This window comes from Serratia sp. MF1(2023) (assembly GCF_030954545.1).
Lineage (GTDB): Bacteria > Pseudomonadota > Gammaproteobacteria > Enterobacterales > Enterobacteriaceae > Serratia > Serratia sarumanii.
The window spans coordinates 13,876-27,158 of the sequence record NZ_JAVHUX010000015.1; the positions used below are offsets into that span (position 1 = coordinate 13,876).

The 13,283-nt window shown below is 61.2% G+C and carries 13 protein-coding genes; 9 read left to right on the forward strand and 4 right to left on the reverse strand.

Going from position 1 to position 13,283, the window contains the following annotated elements:
- The first annotated feature begins 74 nt into the window (after positions 1 to 74).
- Positions 75 to 1,793, forward strand: coding sequence for a penicillin-binding transpeptidase domain-containing protein (locus REA38_RS09145; RefSeq protein WP_308885750.1), 1,719 nt, complete (start codon positions 75 to 77; stop codon positions 1,791 to 1,793).
- A gap of 118 nt (positions 1,794 to 1,911) precedes the next feature.
- Here REA38_RS09145 and REA38_RS09150 read toward each other — a convergent pair whose 3' ends face one another.
- Complete coding sequence (locus tag REA38_RS09150; RefSeq protein WP_308885751.1) at positions 1,912 to 3,150, reverse strand: hypothetical protein; 1,239 nt, start codon at positions 3,148 to 3,150, stop codon at positions 1,912 to 1,914.
- Between the two features lie 404 nt (positions 3,151 to 3,554).
- Between REA38_RS09150 and REA38_RS09155 the strand changes: the two genes are divergently transcribed.
- Positions 3,555 to 5,099, forward strand: a complete 1,545-nt coding sequence (locus REA38_RS09155; protein ID WP_308885765.1) for a methyl-accepting chemotaxis protein — start codon at positions 3,555 to 3,557, stop codon at positions 5,097 to 5,099.
- Positions 5,100 to 5,250: 151 nt separating this feature from the next.
- Here the strand turns inward: REA38_RS09155 and osmB are convergent, their stop codons facing one another.
- Positions 5,251 to 5,463: an osmotically-inducible lipoprotein OsmB gene (osmB, locus tag REA38_RS09160; RefSeq protein WP_033648276.1), complete on the reverse strand. Its 213-nt coding sequence runs from the start codon at positions 5,461 to 5,463 to the stop codon at positions 5,251 to 5,253.
- Between the two features lie 227 nt (positions 5,464 to 5,690).
- Here osmB and REA38_RS09165 point away from each other — a divergent pair, with 227 nt between their 5' ends.
- The 3 genes from REA38_RS09165 (at position 5,691) to REA38_RS09175 (ending at position 7,015) form a co-directional block, all read left to right on the forward strand.
- Complete coding sequence (locus REA38_RS09165) at positions 5,691 to 6,086, forward strand: DUF427 domain-containing protein (RefSeq protein ID WP_308885752.1); 396 nt, start codon at positions 5,691 to 5,693, stop codon at positions 6,084 to 6,086.
- A 130-nt stretch (positions 6,087 to 6,216) separates the two neighbouring features.
- Positions 6,217 to 6,687 carry an Rrf2 family transcriptional regulator gene (locus tag REA38_RS09170; RefSeq protein WP_033648278.1) on the forward strand — a complete coding sequence of 157 codons (471 nt, stop codon included), beginning with the start codon at positions 6,217 to 6,219 and terminating at the stop codon, positions 6,685 to 6,687.
- A gap of 193 nt (positions 6,688 to 6,880) precedes the next feature.
- Entirely contained in the window at positions 6,881 to 7,015 is a 135-nt protein-coding gene (locus REA38_RS09175) for an AcrZ family multidrug efflux pump-associated protein (protein ID WP_033634505.1), read from the forward strand.
- 79 nt (positions 7,016 to 7,094) lie between these two features.
- Here REA38_RS09175 and REA38_RS09180 read toward each other — a convergent pair whose 3' ends face one another.
- On the reverse strand, positions 7,095 to 7,982 hold the full coding sequence (locus REA38_RS09180; RefSeq protein WP_308885753.1) for a LysR family transcriptional regulator: 888 nt from the start codon (positions 7,980 to 7,982) through the stop codon (positions 7,095 to 7,097).
- Positions 7,983 to 8,103: 121 nt separating this feature from the next.
- On the opposite strand from REA38_RS09180, the gene REA38_RS09185 reads away from it, so the two are divergent.
- Both REA38_RS09185 and REA38_RS09190 read left to right on the forward strand, forming a co-directional pair.
- Positions 8,104 to 9,261, forward strand: a complete 1,158-nt coding sequence (locus tag REA38_RS09185) for a serine hydrolase domain-containing protein (protein WP_308885754.1) — start codon at positions 8,104 to 8,106, stop codon at positions 9,259 to 9,261.
- Positions 9,261 to 10,478, forward strand: coding sequence for an MFS transporter (locus REA38_RS09190; protein ID WP_308885755.1), 1,218 nt, complete (start codon positions 9,261 to 9,263; stop codon positions 10,476 to 10,478). Before REA38_RS09185 ends, REA38_RS09190 begins: the two co-directional genes overlap by 1 nt.
- Here the strand turns inward: REA38_RS09190 and REA38_RS09195 are convergent.
- Positions 10,405 to 11,280 carry an alpha/beta hydrolase gene (locus REA38_RS09195; RefSeq protein WP_230120685.1) on the reverse strand — a complete coding sequence of 292 codons (876 nt, stop codon included), beginning with the start codon at positions 11,278 to 11,280 and terminating at the stop codon, positions 10,405 to 10,407. The two genes, REA38_RS09190 and REA38_RS09195, sit on opposite strands and share 74 nt — an antisense overlap.
- A 148-nt stretch (positions 11,281 to 11,428) precedes the next feature.
- Between REA38_RS09195 and REA38_RS09200 the strand changes: the two genes are divergently transcribed.
- Together REA38_RS09200 and REA38_RS09205 are read left to right on the forward strand one after the other, a co-directional pair.
- Positions 11,429 to 12,178: a DeoR/GlpR family DNA-binding transcription regulator gene (locus tag REA38_RS09200; RefSeq protein WP_033655028.1), complete on the forward strand. Its 750-nt coding sequence runs from the start codon at positions 11,429 to 11,431 to the stop codon at positions 12,176 to 12,178.
- A gap of 12 nt (positions 12,179 to 12,190) precedes the next feature.
- Positions 12,191 to 13,258 (forward strand): oxidoreductase, encoded by a 1,068-nt coding sequence (locus REA38_RS09205; RefSeq protein WP_049212345.1) that lies wholly within the window; start codon positions 12,191 to 12,193, stop codon positions 13,256 to 13,258.
- Positions 13,259 to 13,283: the final 25 nt, after the last annotated feature.

Here is a 13,283-nt window from a genome sequence, read left to right on the forward strand (position 1 = left end):
TCTCCTGACCATTTCCGGCAAGGTAGACTGAAATAACACCATAAACCGAATAAAAACGCAGGGTTAACACAACAGTGGCGCCATCGACCAAAAAAAGCGGTAAAACCTATTCCACAGTTCGTTTCGGCTGGATTTGCGCCGGCATGCTGGTCTGTTTTTTTCTGTTGGCGTTCAGGGTCGGCTATCTGCAGCTGCTGGAACACCAGCAGCTGGCGGATCAAGCTGACCAGCGCTCTATCCGCACCCAGGTGGTGCCGACCAACCGCGCCATGATCACCGATCGCAACGATGAGGCGCTGGCGGTCAGCGTATCGTCCAAAGACATCGTGCTGGATCCGAAACACATTCTCGATACCCAGACCGACACCGGCAACGAGCGCTGGCAGAGCATGGCCAACGTGCTGAAGATCCCGCTGGCGGACGTGCAGCATCTGATCCAGAGCAACGCGCACAAGCGTTTCGTCTATTTGGCGCGCAAGGTGGAGGACGACAACGCCGCCTACATCAGCAAACTGCACCTGACCGGCGTCAGTACCGAGCAGGATTTCAGCCGCTTTTATCCGATGGGCCAGGACGCCGCCGGGCTGATCGGCATCGTCGGCCAGGACAATCAGGGGCTGGAGGGCATCGAGCTGGGCTTCAACCCGCTGTTGCAGGGCAAAAACGGCCTGCGGGTCTATCAGAAGGACGGCAGCGGCGCGGTGATCGGCGTGCTAAAAAGCGTGGATCCGGTGCCGCCGCCGAACGTGACGCTCAGCATCGACAAATTTATCCAGTATGTGCTCTATGCGCAGATCCGCGACGGCGTGGTGGCCAACCAGGCCGACTCCGGCTGTGCGGTGCTGGTCAAGATCGACACCGGCGAGATCCTCGGCATGGCCAGCTACCCGTCGTTCAACCCGAACAACTATGGCAGCACCCCGGCGAAAGACATTCGCAACGTGTGCAGCAGCGACAGCTTCGAACCAGGCTCGACGGTGAAACCGGTGGTGGTGATGGTGGGGCTGGAACATAAGCTGATCCGGCCGGATACGGTGCTGGACACCACGCCGTATCGGGTGAACGGTCACCTGATTAAAGACGTCGGCCACTGGTCGAAGCTGACCATCACCGGCGTGCTGCAAAAATCGAGCGACATCGCGGTATCGCACATTGCGCTGGCGCTGCCGGCCACGGTGCTGCCTGCGGTCTATCGCAGCTTTGGCCTGGGGCGGCCGACCGAGCTTGGCATCGGCAACGAGAGCAGCGGCTATCTGCCGCAGCATCGTGAACGCTGGGCCGATATCGAACGCGCTACCTTCTCCTTCGGCTATGGGCTGCGCGTGACGCCGCTGCAGATGGCGCGCGAGTACGCCGCTATCGGTTCCTTCGGCATTTATCGGCCGCTGTCGATCACCAAGGTGACGCCGCCGGTGATGGGGCAGCGTATTCTGCCGGCGGATACGGTACGATCCGTGGTGCATATGATGGAGAGCGACGCCTTGCCGGGCGGCAGCGGGGTGAGCGCCGCGGTGCCGGGTTACCGGCTGGCGATCAAAACAGGTACCGCCGAGAAAATGGGCCCGAGCGGCAAATACGACGACGGCTACATCAACTACACCGCCGGCGTGGCGCCGGCCAGCGATCCGCAGGTGGCGCTGGTGGTGATGGTCAACAACCCGAAAGCCGGCAAGCACTTCGGCGGTTCGGTGGCCGGGCCGGTGTTCGGCAAGATCATGGCCCAGGTGCTGGAGCACATGAATATTCTGCCGGACGCCCAGCCGCTTAACGTGGTGTCGTCGGTCAAGGGGTAACCGATCTGCAGGCGCTTCAGCGCCTGCAGATCGGCGTTCACCAACCCGGCGTCGCGGGCGAACAGCGCGTCGACCATGCCCGGCTGGCGGCGATGCTTCAGTGTAGATCCCGCCGCGTTCAGAAGTAGTAACCGATGTTCACGTTGGTGCGAAAATACCATTTATTGCTGCCGGAGGATTGGGTGCCGGTCCAGCCGGTGGCGTTTTCCACGCCGCCCCACGGGTTGGCGTTCTGCGCCCAGGTCAGATCCACCCACAGCATCACCGGCATGGCGAACACCTGAACCCCCAGCGTGTTCATTTTGGAATCTGAGCCGCCGTGCCTGTCTTTCCATAGCACGCTGTAGTCGTTGTAGAACCGCAGCTTTTTCACCGGCCCCCAGGGCACGTCGACGTCGCGCGCCAGGTTGATGGCGGCGGTGGTGGCCTGCGACGGGATCAGATAGGCCGGTGTCAGGCCGTTGCCCCCCATCAAGATCACCGAATTGTTGGCCCCGGCCGGGCCTTTGGCGTCGTAACCGTAGCGGATCACCTGGCCGGACAGATGCCAGGGATCGTAATTCACCAGCGTATGTAAACCCGCCGCCCAGAAGCTGCCGTTATCGCCGGTCGCCTGGTTATAGAGCCGCGAAGCCGCCAGCGAACCGCCGAGCTCATTGTCCCAGCCGCCCTGATGGAAAGCGCGCGTCAGCCGCAGGTTTACCTGATCGCGTTTTTCGTTGCGCTGCAGGTGCTGCGACGCATAGTTGGTGTTTTTCAGATCGTCGTAGCTGGCGACATCGGGGGCGTAACGCACGCCGGTCGGCATCATGCGCGGGTAGTAGGCGGCGTCGAAGACCCAATCGTCATGCTGATATTGGTATTTGGCGCCCAGCCCGGTGTTGACGCCAAAGCCGAGGTAAAACGGAATGCCGTACGACCAGCCGAACTGCGGGTAGGGCATCAGGCCGAACGGTTTGAACGGCGCGCCAAGCTGCACGGCGGAACGCTCAGACAGGTGGTAACCGACATAGGCGCGGTCGATGGCGTATTTGCGCCGATCCTGAAACCAGAATCCGCTATCGAAAAACGCGTCGTTTATCTGGCCGGCGGCATCGATGCGAAAGGCGTCAAAGCGTAAATGCGGCGGATTCCGATAATTGCTGCTGTGCCAGTCTTCATAGCGATAATTGGCACGCAGCGCGCCGCCGATATCAATATTCTTTTTATTATCCTCGCTTTGCCAATGAATATGCGGCAATGCCGGACGGCTTTTTTTTACCGGTGCCGCGGTGGCGGCAGCGTCGTTGGACAATGCGGCGGTGGCCGCATAACTCACTGGTGAAACAAGAAAAAAACAAAGCGTGATCGTGCGCATGCCTGGCCCCTGATGAAAGTAGACTGTTTATTAAGGCGAGCGAGTTTCACCTGTGAACAGGGCATTTACGCTCATTGGTTTTATATTTGAGACGATTTTATTGTGCGTTTCATATATTAAATTCAGCGTCAGTTAATATATGAAACTTTGTTTCTTGTTTAATGGAAAAACTATAAATCCGGTATTAAACAAGTCAAGAAATAAAAATGAGAGTTGACGGGCAATACCGATTATTGGTCTGCGGGGGCGACGCAAAGCAGGCTGAAATATTAGTGTCATCAATGCCCGTTAGACTCGCGGCATCCTGGTATTACTGACTAAAAATCATGAACATAAAACTGACACTGGGCCGCAGGGTAAAATCTGCGGCAGCGCTGCCGCGCGCGTTTGGCTTCGGCAAGAGCATGGGCTTATTAAGCGGCGTAATTTGCGTTATCGCGCTATTTTCTCTGCTGCAATTGTTTTCCACCGTATTTATTTCCAATATTCTGCGCGACGCCAAGGTTAACCTGGTGACGGGCGACGCCTTGCATCGCCAGCAGGCGACGATGGATCGCGCCAGACTGTCGCTGCTGACGGCCAGCGACAGTCTGAACCGTGCGGGCATCTATTATCTGCAGGACAAAGCCACCGGCTCCGACGGCAGCTGGCACAGCCTGCTGGATGAGTCGTTGGCGGCGCTGCAGGCTTCAGAGCAGGCCTTTGCCCGGTTCGAGCGCTTGCGCGCGGATGCGCCGGAAGCGCCGGGCGCCCTGCAAGACAGCTATCGCCTGTTCTATGACGGCCTGAAAGAGCAGGCGCAAGGATTGCAGGGCAACAGCATCGATGCGTTTTTCGCCGTGCCGATCCAGGCGTTTCAGGCGGATTTCAACGAGAAGTATCTCGCTTACCAGGCGCTGAATGAACGGCGTGGCGATGACGTCAACGTGCGGCAGTTGGCGGCGCTGGAGCAGGCCAGAACCTTTGCGCTCGGCGCGTTGGCCGCGCTGGCGCTGATCGCCGTGGGCGTTTGGTTCGGCGTCTCTCGTTGGGTGATCGCACCGCTGCGGCAGGCGATCGCGCACCTCAACGTGCTGGCCGCCGGCGATCTTTCGCGGCCGCTGCCGCCTGGGCGGGCGTTCAACCGTGAGATGCGTCAGCTGCAGACCAGCATTGGCCATATGCAGGGCGGCCTGCAGCGCCTGGTGAGCGAGGTGCGCGATGCGGCGGGCGGGATCCTGAACGGCGTCGGGCGGCTGGCGGACGGCAATCGACAGTTGACGGCGCAGTCGGCGAAGCAGGACGGCGAATTGCAGTTGGCGACCGAGCACGTGCGGCAGCTGGCGGCGCGGGTGGAAGAAAACGGCCAATATGCGCAGCAGGCTAGCCAACGAACCGAACAGGCCCGGCAGTGCGCCGGCGCCGGTGAGCGGATGATGCAAACCGTCAATGTTTCGATGCAAGGGATCGTCAACCAATCGGCCGAGATGCGCGGCATCGTCGCGCTGATCGACAGCGTGGCGTTCCAGACCAATATTCTGGCGCTGAATGCGGCGATCGAGGCTGCGCACGCCGGGGGGCACGGCCGTGGCTTTGCCATCGTGGCCAAAGAGGTGGGCCTGTTGGCGCAAAAGAGCAGCCATTCGACGCGCGATATTCAGCAGTTGATCAACCGTTCGCTGCAGCAAATCGATCAAGGCTCGCAGGCGGTGGATCTACTGACGGGCAACCTGCGCCAGATTATCGATCTGGTGAACAAATGCAGTGCGCTGATGGGGGACATTTCCCTGGCGTCGCTCAATCAGGGGGAGAGCATTCAGGACGTGACGGCGCGCATCGCGGCGCTGAATCAGGTGGCGCGGCAAACCGGCACGGTGGTGAACGCGGTGACCGAGGCTTCGCAGCGGTTGCAGGGCGAATCGGAACGGTTAGAAAAAGCGATGGCGCGCTTCAGGCTGCCGGCGCAATAAATAACCACGCCGCAGATTAATGAATAATAAAGCTGCGTTTAACGTTATTTATTATTTTCCCTCACTGAGGGAATTTATCTCGATAAAAAAACAGGCCGGCGCTTATAGGTTAAAAAAGCGCCGGCCTGCAGAGATTATTTTAACCGGATGATTAACGGCCGGTCTGGTGGCCGATAATGCCGCCCAGCGCTGCGCCGCCCAGGGTGCCCAGCGTACTGCCGTCGGTCAGCACAGCGCCGCCGACGGCGCCCACGCCCGCGCCGATCGCCGTGTTGCGATCGCGCTTGGACATATGCCCGCATGCGGTAACGGAAAGCGTTGCCATGACCACCACCAACACACCTGCGGCACGTTTAATATTCATAATGAGTTCCTGGTAAATTGGCTGATTAATGGATTAAAAATAATCCGATTAACCTGCCGGTAGAAGTTGAGATGAATGTATTCCTCCGTAAGAAAATCGAACAGGTAAAAATTCTTAATTTTGCGGCGCTGAAAAGCAATTGCTCGCCGAATGCGCGGCCGCCGGCAAAACCGCTGGTCTATACTGGGAAGACGCCTCGCGGAGGGGCGCACACTCTGGAGGCCGCCATGTCCGATCTCGTTTCCGCATCCGGCAAACCGGTGAAAATCCCCGGCCCTGATCACCCGATCGCCTTGACCCGCCATCCGACGCGGGTCGTGGTGCGTGCCGGCGGTCAGACCCTGGCCGACAGCCGCCATGCGCTCATTCTGCAGGAAGCCACCTATCCGCCGGTGTTTTACTTTCCGCGTGAGGACGTGAATATGGCGCTGTTGCAGAAAAACGAGCACGTCAGCTACTGCCCTTATAAGGGCGACTGCAGTTATTTCTCCCTGGCGCTTAACGGCGAGCAGGAGGCCAATGTGGCCTGGAGCTATGAAATGCCCTATAACGCCGTGGTGGCGATCAAGGATCATCTGGCATTTTATCCCGACAAAGTGGCGGAAATCCGTGCCGAAGCCTGAGCCCCGCCGCATCCGGGCGTGGGCAGGTTGACATTCTTCTTATCCCTACTCATTATGTGTATTACCGGAAATTGATACGTTTTCCTTATGTTTTAGTCCGACATAAACGAAACTCTGAGCAGGTGCCAAGGTGTCTACCTCTACGCGATTTGCCGTTGCCATCCATATTCTGACCAATATCACGCTGTGCCGTGGCCAGACGGTGCGTTCCGAAGATATCGCGCGCAGCGTCAACACCAACCCGACGGTGGTGCGGCGCATCCTCGGCGCGCTGGCGGAGGCGGGGCTGACCTATTCACAGATGGGGCAAGGCGGCGGGGCGCTGCTGGCGCGGCCGGCGGAAGCGATCTCGTTGCTGGATGTGTATCGCGCGGTGGAAGATCAACCGTATTTCATGCTGCACCGTACCCGGCCTAACGATGCGTGCTATATCGGCCACGCCATTACCCCGGTGCTGGAGCAAGAGTTTGCGCGCGTCGGTCTCGCGCTGGAAGCCAGCCTGGCGCAAACCAGCATCGCCGAAATGGCCGGGCAGGTCGAGCGGCGCGCAGGCTATCCTTTTGTCCCTTGTTCGCCGCAATATCAAGCGGATACGCAATAAAAACCCGCGCCAATTCCTTCTTCGCGCAGAGCATTTTTTGCATTGCGTTAATGTAATTGTGTAAGTTACATTAGCTCGCATCAAGTGTGATGTAGCTCACGTTTTAGACTGCCTCCCCACGATACTCAACCGATTGGCCGGAAACCTTTTCTTCCGGCACAGATTCGCTGTGCTTATAAACCAGGAGAGAACGATGTTAGAAATGATTGAAAGCTTGGCCACCGTGGTGGTCCTGGTGCCGGTAATGGTGGCCGTTTTGCTCGGCGCGATTTACGGCCTGGGTGAAGTGTTCAACGTCTTTTCCGCTATCGGCCGCAAAAAAGGCTGATCGGCACGCCAGGGGGCGGTTCTCGTCCTCCGGCCCCCGCATTTTCCTTCCCATCATTACTCCATCGCGTATACCGTCTCTAATCCCGAAAAAGCCGGGCGCTCAGCGTATCGATAAACACCCTGAGTTTTGGCGTCAGGTGTTTGCTGGAAGGCCAGAGGACTTTAAAGCTGCCGGTGTGGTGGCAATGCTCAGACAAGATCGATTGCAATCGCCCCTGTTCCCGTGCGCGCTTTACGGCAAAATCCGGCAAACAGGCGATGCCCTGGCCGCTTTCCGCCAGATAAATCAGGGTATCGACGGTATTGCAGACCAGCCGGGCGTTGGTCCCTTCGGCGAGCAGCTTTTCCCATCCGGCGATCGGCCAGGGCTCCACTTTGCCGGTAGAGGGAAATTTGTACAGCAGGCAGGCATGGCCTTGCAGTTCCGCCGGTTGATGCGGGATCCCCATCTGGCGCAAATAATCCGGCGAGGCCACCAGCTGCAGATGAAACGTGCCCAGCTGGCGGCTCATCAGCCGTGAGTCTTCGGTCTCGCCGACGCGAACCACGGCATCAAAACCTTCTTCGATGACATCGACCCGACGGTCGGAAAAATCGGTTTCCAGCTCAATTTCCGGGTAACGCCGAACAAATTCCGCCAGCACCGGATTCAACAGGCCGCCCACCAGCGGCAAACTGACACGCAGCTTGCCGCGCGGCGCGCTGTGCGTATCGCTGATTTCCCGTTCCGCCGCCGCCAATTCCCCGAGAATGCGCTGACAGCGGTGCAGAAACAGCCGGCCTTCGGCGGTCAGCGTCATGCTGCGCGTGCTGCGGTGAAACAGGCGCGCGCCCAGCCGGTTTTCCAGGCGGGCGATGCTTTTCCCCACCGCGGAAGCGGAAATGCCGAGCACGCGCCCGGCCTCAACGAAACTCAGCGTCTCCGCGGCCTGCACAAAGACGCTTACCCCAGACAGATTATCCATTGCTTGCCCCATTGCGGATGTGAATGTCCGCTATGAAAGGAAATCTAGCCTGTTTTTCCGTTAATCACCACGCTCTATGCTCGGTGGCGACAGCATGGGCTGACTACCTGGAGCAATAAAGATGAGTGAATACGGATCCTCCACCAACGCGATCGACGGCGCGCTAGAAAAAGCTTTGCGCGAAAAACGCTTGGTTGGCGCGGTCGTTTTGGTGGCGCAGGGCGGTGAGATCGTTTATCGACGCGCGGTGGGCATGGCGGATCGCGAAGCGGGCAAGCCGATGGCGTGCAATACGCTGTTTCGGCTGGCTTCGGTGTCCAAACCGATCGTGTCCACGGCGGCGTTGGCGCTGATGGCGCAAGGCGGCATGCGGTTAGACGATCCGATCACGCGTTGGCTGCCGAATTTTCGCCCGCGGCTGGCGGACGGCACCCAACCGTTGATGACGCTATGGCATTTGATGACCCACACCGCCGGATTAAGCTACCGTTTTTTCCAGCCGGAAGGGGGATTCTACGCTCAGTCGGCGGTCTCCGACGGCATGGATGAGGCGGCGGTAAGCCTGCAGGAAAATGTGCGGCGTATCGCTTCCGCGCCGTTGCTGGCTCCGCCCGGCGCGGCGTGGCGTTATTCCATCGCCACCGATGTGTTGGGCGCGGTTATTGAACAGGCGAGCGGCCTGCCGCTGGCGCAGGCGGTCAAAAAATGGGTGACCGGGCCGCTGGCGATGACGGATACCGATTTCCTGGCGGTGGACGCCGCGCGTTTGGCGGCCGCATACGCCGATCATGCCGGCGAGCCACGCCGCCTGCGCCAGCCGGATCGTTTACCGTTCATCGACGGCAGCGCCGGTTTTCATCTGTCGCCGGCGCGTGCGCTGGATCCGCAGGCGTACGCCTCCGGCGGCGCCGGCATGGTCGGATCGGCGGAGGATTTCCTGCGCCTGCTGGAAACGTTGCGCCAGGGGGGCGGGCAGGTGCTGCCGGCTGATTGGGTGGCGGCGCTGACCACCAACCAAATCGGCGATCTGCCGATGCCGTTTTGGCCTGGGCGTGGGTTTGGCCTGGGCATCACCGTGCTGAAAGATCCCGTCGCCGCGCAAACGCCGGAGTCCGTTGGCAGCTGGCGGATGGGCGGCACCTATGGCCACTCGTGGTTTGTCGATCCGGCCCGGCAGCTCAGCGTGGTGGCGTTTACCAACACGGCGCTGGAGGGGATGTCCGGCGCCTTTGTCGGCGAGATTTGTCAGGCGGTTTATGCCGCGACGGGAGCGATGTGATGGGCCTGTTGCCACCGATTTTCTTCATCGCGCTGGGGCTGTTCGGCGTTTACTGCATCGAGTTTGGCGTAGTGGGTATCTTGCCGCAGATCATCGCGCGCTATGGCATCTCCACGGCGCAGGCCGGCTGGCTGGTCGGGGTCTTCGCCCTGACCATTGCGCTGTTCGGGCCGCTGTTGGTGCTGCTGGCGTCGCGGTTTAATCGCAAACGCATGCTGTTGATCGCGTTGGCCGTGTTTGCGGCAGCCAGCGCGCTGGCCGCTCAGGCGGACAGCTTTGCCATGCTCATGCTGCTGCGCATTTTGCCGGCGTTGTTTCACCCGATCTACTTTTCACTGGCGATGGTGGCGGCCACGGCGCTTTATCCGCCGCATCTAGCCACCAAAGCAACCGCTTATGCGTTTATCGGCACCAGCATGGGCATGGTGTTGGGGATACCGTTGACGCAATGGATCGCCGGGCAGTTCAGTTACGAGGCGTCGTTCCGATTTTGCGCGCTGGTCAACCTGCTGGCGGCGCTGGGATTGCTGTGGCGCTTGCCTGATGCGGCCGTGCAGCGCCTCAGCTATGGCAAGCAGTTGGCCATCCTGCGCAGCGGCACGCTGTGGCTGAATATCACCACCTGCGTGCTGATCTTTGCCGCCATGTTTGCCGTCTACGCCTACGCGGCCGAGTACCTCAGCCGTGAAATCGGCCTCAGCGGCGGCGCCATCGGCTTGCTTCTGGTGGCGTTCGGTGTGGGCGGTGTCGCGGGCAACCTGTTGGCCGGCAAGTGGTTGAGCCGTCATCGTGCGGTGACGGTGTTGCTGCACCCGATAGCCTTGATGGCGGCCTATGCGCTGCTGTATTGCTACGGCAGCGCGAATATCGGTTCAATGACGGCGCTTTGTCTGTACTGGGGGGCGGCGCACACCAGCGGTTTGATCGTGACGCAGATCTGGCTGACCTCCGAAGCGCCGCAGGCGCCGGCGTTCGCCACCGGGCTGTATATCGCCTTTATCAATCTGGGCGTGGCGGTGGGTTCGCTGGTGGGCGGCTGGTTTATCGCTGCCTGGGGGCTGCCGGGCAGCCTGCTGTGCGGGGCCATGTTTGCCGCACTGGCGGCGATCGCGATCGCCGCCAGGCTGTGGCTGCAACGGCAGGTTACGGTTGCGTTGCGTCAATCATCGCCATCACCTGCCGAAACATCGCGCTTTCCGCATCGGCCAGCTCGTTGACCAGCGTAAAGTGATTGCAGTGGCGATCGGCCAGCAGCTGGACGTCGAGGCCGCGCGCCAGGCAGGCGTCATAATAGGCCTGCGTCTGGTTTTTGAAGCCTTGGGTTTCCCGCTGGCCGACGTCGAGCAGGATCTGCGGCGCATGTTCTTTCGCCGGCAGCAAAAACAGCGGGCTGAGGGCTTGCGCCTGTTCGGGCGTCAGGTGCAGCCAGTCGTTGATATAGATATCGCACAGCGGCCGCAGATCGTAGAGGCCGCTCAGCGCCAGCGCGCCTTTGATCGCGTCGGGCGGCAGGCGATAGCGTTGCTGCCAGCCGTCGGCGATCAGCATGCCGCACAGGTGGCCGCCGGCTGAACTGCCGCTGACGAAAATGCGCGCCGGATCGATGCCGAAGGGCGCCCCGTGATGATAGAGCCAGGCGACGGCGCTGCGCACCTCGTGCACGATCTCCGCCAGCGTCGCTTCCGGCGCCAGCGTGTATTCCAGCGTGGCGACCGCCACGCCGCGGCGGGCAAACGCGGCGGCCATCGAGCAGGCCTCCTCTTTGCGCTGTGAATGCCAGTAGCCGCCATGAATAAAGACCAGCAGCGGGGCGGGCTGTGCGCTGGCCGGGAACAGGTCGAGGCGCTCGGCGGCGCTCATGCCGTAGCGCAGATCGTAAATGCCCGGCGTCTGCGCCCTGGCACGCTGGGCCAGCGCGGCGTATTCCGCCATGCAGGCGTCAAAATCTTCCACCGAAGCGCGGGCGTTGTATTGCACGGCGCGCGCGCTCAGGTCTGCAAACGTCAGATCGATGCTCATCACTTCTCCTGATTGTTATGCGTTATGCCCTCATCATCATCCCGCAGGCGAAAAGATGTTTGATCTCCGGTGCGCATCATTGCGGCTTCTCTGATGCTGTTTTCTGCTGTATATTGCTGTTTTATGCTTTTTACTGCGGAATAAACCCATGCACAAAGCGGCACGACAGCGCCATTTACTGGATTTGCTCAGCGAACGCGGGCAGGCGGCGGTGGCGGAATTGGCCGGCGCCATCGGCGTTTCGGTCGATACCGTGCGCCGCGATCTGGCCGATCTCGAGCGGCAAGGGTTGGCGCAGAAACATCACGGCGGGGCGATCGCGCTCGAACCGTCCGGCATGCCGCGCCAGGCGCGCGCGGCGCTGTTGCCGCAGGTCAAGCAGCGGCTCGGCCGCGCGGTGGCCGCGCAGATCCCGCCCGGCAGCACCCTGATGCTGGATGCGGGCAGCACGCTGCTGGCGGTGGCACAGGCGCTGCGCGGGCCGGCTACGGTGATCACCGCTTCGCTGGATATCGCGCAGTGCCTGAGCGACAGACCGGAGATCAACCTGATTCTGCTCGGCGGCCAGTGGGATGCGCGCCAGCGGCTGTTCGCCGGCAGCGCCACCCTGGCGTTGCTGGAACGCTACCGCGCGGATATCGCCTTGCTGGGCGCCTGCGCGGTGCATGCGCAGCTGGGGCTGAGCGCCGGCGACGAGGCCGATGCAGAGGTCAAACGCGCCATGCTGGCCAACAGCGGCGAGCGCTGGCTGGTGGCCGACCATATGAAACTGGATCGCTGCGAACCGCATCACGTTGCGGATCTGGCGCAGATCCAACGGCTGTTTACCGATCGCCCGTGGGACAACCTGGACGAACAGTCACTGATTGAACTTTGTGTCGTCGCCGACGACCGCTAGAGGAGAACACTGATGAACGATACCGCTCGACCGTTGCAGGTGGCGCTGATTGGCTACGGCTTTGTCGGCAAGGCGTTTCACGCGCCGCTGATTAACGCGGTGCCGGGGCTGGAACTGAGCGTGGTGGCTTCGCGCGATGCTGCCAAGGTGCATGCCGATCTGCCGCACGCGCAGGTGATCGCCGATCCGCTGGAGGCCATCCGCCGGCCAGAGGTGGATTTGGTGGTGATCGCGTCGCCGAATGACACCCATGCGCCGCTGGCGCTGGCCGCGCTGGAGGCGGGCAAGCACGTGGTGGTGGATAAGCCCTTTACGCTGGACTTGGCGCAGGCGCGCACGCTGATTGCGGCGGCGGAAAAACACGATCGCCTGCTGTCGGTGTTCCAGAACCGCCGCTGGGACAGCGACTACCTGGGGGTGAAGCAGGTGATCGAACAGGGGCTGATCGGCAAGGTGACGCACTTTGAGTCGCACATCGATCGTTACCGCCCCGAAGTGCGGGTGCGCTGGCGCGAGCAGAACCTGCCGGGCAGCGGGCTGTGGTTTGATCTGGGGCCGCACATGGTCGATCAGGCGCTGCAGCTGTTCGGTTTGCCGCACAGCGTGCAGGCCAACATCGCCACGCTGCGCCCCAACGCGCAGGTTAACGACTGGGCCCACGTGGTGCTCAACTACCCGACGCACCGCGTGATCCTGCATGGCAGCATGCTGGTGGCGGGCGGCGTGTCGCGCTTTACCGTGCACGGCGAGAAAGGCAGCGTGGTCAAAACGCGCGCCGACGGGCAGGAGAGCCAACTGCTGGCCGGCGTGACGCCGGGCTCGGCGGAGTGGGGCAAAGACGACGACGCGATGAGCCTGTTTATCGGCACGGAGCCGGTGCGCACGCTGCCGACGCCGGATGGCGATCAGCGCCAGTATTACTTCCAGGTACGCGACGCCCTGCGCGGCGCCGGCAGCAATCCGGTTACCGCTGCGCAGGCGCTGGCGGTGATGGCGGTGCTGGAGGCGGCCACCCTGGCGGCGGAAACCGGAGTGACTCAGCCGTTGCCGCTCACCGAGGCGGAAATCGCCGCCTGGTAACGGCTCGCGTCAGATAAGGCGTCAG